The organism is Mycobacterium sp. E802 (assembly GCF_001666875.1).
Taxonomy (GTDB): Bacteria; Actinomycetota; Actinomycetes; order Mycobacteriales; family Mycobacteriaceae; genus Mycobacterium.
In genome coordinates this window covers 1-5,448 of sequence record NZ_LZJD01000069.1, presented here as the reverse complement: position 1 = coordinate 5,448, position 5,448 = coordinate 1, and the positions used below count along the sequence as shown (strand labels likewise).

The window sequence follows — 5,448 nt, the reverse complement described above, 5'->3', positions numbered from 1 at the left end:
AACGTCGAGGTCAAAACCATTCTCGACGCGCTGGCATCCGAGAAATCAAGGCACTAAGGCAAATGACCCAACTCGGGACCACACGAACTCCTCCTTCGGCGAATGGCCGGTCGGGAGGTGAGTGTTCTCGGCAAGGGGATAGTGGGACCGCACCTCTTCTTCGGTGATGCACGACGATGGCTAGCTTGTCGGCACTGTGAGCAGGAGAATGCCACCGCCGGAGGGCTTCAAAACCACGTCGTACGGAAAGGTCACGCGGTGGTCTTCAGGGCGGAGGAAATCGGGGCTGATACCTGCGGCTTTGACAGGTTTGTCGTTGAGTTCGAAGACCAGCAAGTTGGCCTTGGAGTTCAAGTACTTGCTCTTGATAACCGGCGCGCCGACGACCTTCTCGATGTATTCCCGTTCGGAGGACTCGTTGAACAGGTGGACTTCGTCCCAGTCCCAGCTGGTGAAGTCGCTGAGTCGGCCGGACTTCTTCTCGTGCAGAAGGCTTTTTAGGCCATCGTTGAGCTTCTGATCGTTGTAATCGATGTCCATCGACGGCCGCAGCGCCTGCCGGGCCAGGTCGCAGCGCGTCACGGAGAGGCAGAGAAGAACAACGATGAGTGTGGTTCGTGTCGTTCTGACGATATTCACTCGGTGTGCGTCCACTAGTGCTCCGCTTGTTCGAGACTGTCGAGTATTGCCACAGCGACCCGTTCGCTGTCTGGGAGTCCGAGCGCGCTTGAGTTGATCAGCGCAGCACCGGTGAGCCGATACGCGGTGTGGGCCCCGTCGGCCTGTTCGCTGTTGAGTAGCAGGGTGTTCGGATCGGGGCTCTCCGCCGTGCGGCGGTAGTATCCGGTACCCGTGCTGATGCAGCCGGGCACCGCCGCTGCGAGCCGGTCAAACGTGGCCTGTGCGGTCGCCGCGTCCGGGTAGACGGCAATCGCCTGGCGGACATCGGCCATGATGGGCAGCACTGGAGCGTCGAGATCCGCACCGTAGCCGGCGGTATCGAACTGCTTCCAATCAGATCCGAAAACGGTGGGCGGATCGAACACCGCGCGACATGGTTCTGGAATGTCCGAGACTGCAGAGGGCGCGGTGGCGTTCAACTCAGGTATGTCGTGAAATCCGGTAACCCCGGAAATGGTTCGTACTTCTTCGACGGGAAGTACTACGGCCGCAACTGCCTTCGTGCTCTGCACCGTCATTGACGGCATGGGGGCGTCAGTTCCGCACGCCGCTAGTGCGGCGGTGAAGCAGCAGAAAGCTGCTGTACACAAACGGATCACAGCCGCCGCATCCTCGGCATGTCGCTCCTCATTCCAGGCAATCTTCACACCTTCAGGCGCGCTCTCCGGTGGCCTGGTCGCCGTGAGTTTCGCAACCTTCTGATTCCATTCATTCAGCTTCACGAACCATTCCGCGACCTTCTCGTCGTGGGTGCGGTTGTCGTCTGCAGTGACCGGGGGCGGATTCTCCTTCCAGCCCGCGGCCTTCCTGCTTTCGCTCGTGATCGCGTCGTATTGCCCTCGAATGTCAGCGACTTTGCGTCCGATCGCGCTCATTTCCTCAGTGGACCGTTGGACGGTTTCGCTGAGCTGGCTGAGACCTTTGCGGGCCAGGATCATTCGCATTGTGTTGCCGGACTGTCCGCCGGGGATCGAGGCGTCGGCAGCCTCGATCCATTTCTGCAGGTCGCCGAGGTTGCGTCGACCCGCCGAGACTACCGCCGCGGAATTGGTGACCTCGGCGGCCATGCGCTGATCAAGATCTGCGAGCTTGCCGTAAACAGCGGCATGTTCGGCGTTCTTTGCCGCGTAGGCCTGCGAGGCCGTGCCCTGCCATCGGTGGTCGGGCGCTGCGGACTCGATGGTCGATTGCATCTCGCGCAGGCGCGCACTGCCGTCGAAGGAGTCACCCGTCGTCGGGGCCCCCTCGCCGAACGTGGCGCGCGCCTGCGACCACGTTGTGTAGAACGCATCCAATGCGCCCATACTTCACCGCCCCGCTGGATCGAGAAACCCAGTCTAAGTCGCAGTCGCGGGCCTCTCGGACGCCAATCGCCCGCTGACCACGGCCGAGCCGACCCACCGGCGAAGGTAGCTGCGTAGCGCCTCGCCGGTGCGCGGCGGACGGCCCGGATCGATGACGAAGGACTGGATGATGCGGAGCAGGTGTTCGGCGAGCTCGTCGAGTTCGGCGTCGGTGTAACCGAGTCCGGCCCAGTCGACGTCCAGCTTGCGCATCAATGCGCGGGCAAAGTCGACTGCGACATCGGAGGTGACCGATTCGGTGTGGGCACTGGCTCGCCCGGGCGCGACGAGCAAACCGATGTGTTTGTCCTCGGGTAGCCACTCCAGTGCGGTGGCGATGGCCTCGGCGACCGCTTCGACCGGGTCGGTCACACCTTGCAGGTGGGCGGCCACCCGGTCCAGGAAGTCGCTGGCCGCGTTCACCGCCGACGCCACCAGCAGGGCGTCGGTGCTCGGGAAATAGCGATACACGGTCTGGCGGGTGACGCCGAGCGTGCGGGCCACGTCGGCGATGGAGAAATCGGCGCCCCGCTCGTCGATCGCGTTGCCCGCGGCGGCGAGGATGCGGGCAATCGCTTCCTCATCACTGGCCGGCGCGGAGCCGGACCACCCGTGCGTTCGCATGGGCGAATCTTAAAACAACCAAAGGCACAAACCGCCGGTCAGCGGTGGTAGGCGACCGGAAGCTCCTTGATGCCGTTGATCCAGCCGGACCGGAGACGTTGCGGCTCACCGAGTTTGGTGATGTCGGGGATCTGGTCGGCGATCTGGTTGAACATCAGCTTGATCTCCATCCGCGCCAGGTTCGCGCCGATGCAGAAGTGCGCACCGTTGCCGCCGAACGCCAGGTGCGGATTGGGGTTGCGCAGGATGTTGAATTCGAAGGGGTTCTCGAACACTTCTTCGTCGTAGTTGGCCGAGCTGTAGAACAGCCCGACGCGCTGACCGGCCTTCACGGTGACGTCGCCGACCTGGATGTCGGCCAGGGCCGTCCGCTGGAAACAGTGCACCGGGGTGGCCCAGCGGATGATCTCGTCGACCGCGGTGTCCGGGCGTTCACGCTTGAAAAGCTCCCATTGGTCGGGGTTTTCGAGGAATGCGTTCATGCCGTGGGTCATGGCGTTGCGGGTGGTCTCGTTGCCCGCCACGGCCAGCAGGATCACGAAGAACGCAAACTCGACCTCGGTGATCGCCTCTCCACTGGCGTCGGCTTGCACCAGACGCGTCACGATGTCGTCGGCCGGGCACGCGCGACGCTGCTCGGCCATGGTGTAGGCGTAGCCCATCAGCTCGGCGTTGGCCATCGTCGGGTCGGCGTCGAAATCGGGGTCGTCGGTGTTGATGATGGCGTTGGACCAGTTGAACACCTTCTCGCGGTCTTCCTCCGGGACGCCGATCAGGTCGGCAATGGCCAGCAGCGGAAGACCCACCGCGATGTCGTCGACAAAATTGCCGGTGTCCTTCTGCGCGGCCTTGGCGACGATGTCGCGGGCCGCGACGGCCAGCTTCTCCTCGAGCACCGCGACCGAGCGCGGCGTGAACAACCGGGACACCAGCTTGCGCAGCCGGGTGTGCTCCGGCGCGTCATGGTTGATCAGCAGCGCCTTGGTCAGGTCGAGTTGCTCCGCGGTGACGCTGTCCGGCAGTCGCATCACTGCGCCTTTGGCGTTCGTGGACCACAGGTCGCCGCCGTTGCGGGAGATGGTCTTGATGTCCTCGTGACGGGTGATCACCCAGTAGCCGCCGTCGTCGAAGATCGATTCGCCCTGCTCGTTCCACCACACCGGGGCGGTCTTGCGCAGCTGGGCGAACTCGTCGACCGGGATTCCGCGGAGTAAGACGTCGGGATCGGTGAAGTCGTAACCCTGCCCGAACGGGCAGGCGCTGAGTGTCGTCAAGCCAGGTCTCCTCGTGTGACTGCGGACACGTTCTACCGACGACCATACACTGCCACGTCAAGTGTATGCCCGTGGGTTTGCCGCTACGCTACGTCCGTGCGCGTCCTCGTTATCGGATCCGGTGCCCGTGAACACGCCCTGCTGCTGGCCCTGCGCCGCGACCCGCAGGTGGAGGAGCTGGCGGTGGCTCCCGGCAACGCCGGCACCCAGACCATCGCCGATCAGCACGACGTCGACATCACCTCCGGTGCGGACGTGGTGAAGCTGGCCCAGCGCCTGGGCAGCGACTTGGTGGTGATCGGTCCCGAGGTTCCGCTGGTTCTCGGCGTGGCCGATGCGGTGCGGGCTGCCGGGATCGCCTGCTTCGGCGCGAGCAGGGACGCCGCGCGGATCGAGGGCTCCAAGGCTTTCGCGAAGGACGTCATGGCCGCGGCCGGGGTGCGCACCGCCAGTAGTGAGATCGTCGACAATCCGGCTCACCTCGACGCCGCGCTGGACCGCTTCGGTCCGCCGGCCGGGCAGGCGGCCTGGGTGGTCAAGGACGACGGGCTGGCCGCCGGCAAGGGCGTGGTGGTGAGTGCTGACCGTGACGCCGCCCGGGCGCATGCCGCCGGCCTGCTGGACTCCGGGCACCCGGTGCTCCTCGAATCGTTCCTGGACGGCCCCGAGGTATCGCTGTTCTGCGTGGTCGACGGCGCCACCGTGGTGCCGCTGTTGCCGGCCCAGGACTTCAAGCGCGTCGGCGACGGAGACACCGGGCCCAACACCGGAGGCATGGGTGCCTACGCCCCGCTGCCCTGGCTGCCGGACTCGGTGAAAAACCAGATTGTCGACGAGATCGTCAAACCCGTTGCCGCAGAACTGGTTGCGCGGGGTAGCTCATTTTCCGGTTTGCTCTACGCCGGCCTGGCCATCACCTCGAACGGTCCGGCCGTGGTGGAGTTCAACTGCCGCTTCGGTGACCCGGAGACGCAATCCGTTCTGGCCCTGCTGGATTCACCGCTGGGGCAGCTGCTCAAGGCCGCGGCCACCGGCCAGCTCGCCTCATTCGGCGACCTGCAGTGGCGGGACGGCTATGCGGTGACGGTGGTGGTGGCCGCGGAGAACTACCCGGGCCGGCCGCGCGTGGGCGACGTGATCACCGGATCCGAGGCCGACGGTGTGCTGCACGCCGGCACCGCGCGGCGCGACGACGGCGCCGTGGTGTCCTCGGGCGGCCGGGTCCTCTCGGTCGTCGGCACCGGAGCCGATCTGCCCGCCGCCCGCGATGCGGCATACGCGCTCGCCAAGTCGATTCGCCTGCCGGGCAGCCACTTCCGCAGCGACATCGGACTGGCCGCCGCGGAGGGGCGCATCACCCTCTAGCGCGAGCAGACGCAAAACCGCACATTTCTCGTCGAGAATGTGCCGGTTTATGTCTGCTCGCCGGAGGGATCAGGCCACCAGCAGCGGCGCCATCCAGGAGATCTCGGCGGGCAGCTGGGAACTCCAGAAGCTGCCGTCATGCCCGCCGGGAGAGAAGCCGC

General features: G+C 65.3%; 5 protein-coding genes and 1 pseudogene. 1 reads left to right on the top strand and 5 read right to left on the bottom strand.

Annotated elements, in window-relative coordinates; all coding sequences use genetic code 11:
- Positions 1-180 precede the first annotated feature (180 nt).
- The 4 genes from A5699_RS10530 to A5699_RS10515 are packed head-to-tail and all read right to left on the bottom strand — an operon-like array spanning position 181 to position 3,922.
- Positions 181-639: a hypothetical protein gene (locus A5699_RS10530; RefSeq protein WP_231965675.1), complete on the bottom strand. Its 459-nt coding sequence runs from the start codon at positions 637-639 to the stop codon at positions 181-183.
- A gap of 14 nt (positions 640-653) precedes the next feature.
- Entirely contained in the window at positions 654-1,985 is a 1,332-nt protein-coding gene (locus A5699_RS10525; protein WP_067768934.1) for an EspA/EspE family type VII secretion system effector, read from the bottom strand.
- Positions 1,986-2,018: 33 nt separating this feature from the next.
- Entirely contained in the window at positions 2,019-2,648 is a 630-nt protein-coding gene (locus A5699_RS10520; RefSeq protein ID WP_067768932.1) for a TetR/AcrR family transcriptional regulator, read from the bottom strand.
- A gap of 38 nt (positions 2,649-2,686) precedes the next feature.
- Entirely contained in the window at positions 2,687-3,922 is a 1,236-nt protein-coding gene (locus A5699_RS10515; RefSeq protein WP_067768930.1) for a cytochrome P450, read from the bottom strand.
- A gap of 96 nt (positions 3,923-4,018) precedes the next feature.
- On the opposite strand from A5699_RS10515, the gene purD reads away from it, so the two are divergent.
- Positions 4,019-5,287: a phosphoribosylamine--glycine ligase gene (gene purD, locus A5699_RS10510; RefSeq protein ID WP_067768928.1), complete on the top strand. Its 1,269-nt coding sequence runs from the start codon at positions 4,019-4,021 to the stop codon at positions 5,285-5,287.
- Between the two features lie 69 nt (positions 5,288-5,356).
- On the opposite strand, the pseudogene A5699_RS29070 reads toward purD, so the two are convergent.
- Positions 5,357-5,448, bottom strand: a pseudogene (locus tag A5699_RS29070) (alpha/beta hydrolase); the annotation flags it as partial.

Bases quoted from the DNA above. Each gene is read 5' to 3' on its own strand.
- A5699_RS10525 (WP_067768934.1), bottom strand. From the start codon at position 1,985: ATGGGCGCATTGGATGCGTTCTACACAACGTGGTCGCAGGCGCGCGCC.
- A5699_RS10520 (WP_067768932.1), bottom strand. From the start codon at position 2,648: ATGCGAACGCACGGGTGGTCCGGCTCCGCGCCGGCCAGTGATGAGGAA.